Here is a 223-nt window from a genome sequence, read left to right on the forward strand (position 1 = left end):
GCCAATGAAATCGTCAGTAATCATATTCATTCACTGGCAATCTTCAAACAGTGGAACCTCATGGATAACAAACTATTGGCTGATGCAGACGGGCAAAAGTTTGCGACCACGGACAGTACGATACAATCCCGTTATTCCAGAAAGTATCTGGGTAAAGGCCGTGGTATCTCGCTCTACACACTGCTCGCCAATTACGTGGCGGTGAATGCGAAAAATATCGGCC

General features: G+C 46.2%; 1 protein-coding gene. It reads left to right on the forward strand.

Annotated elements, in window-relative coordinates:
- The coding region (locus SLS51_RS23945; RefSeq protein WP_323840936.1) for a Tn3 family transposase at nucleotides 1–223 on the forward strand (223 nt) is incomplete at both ends.

Source organism: Photorhabdus africana, from assembly GCF_035181445.1.
GTDB lineage: Bacteria > Pseudomonadota > Gammaproteobacteria > Enterobacterales > Enterobacteriaceae > Photorhabdus > Photorhabdus laumondii.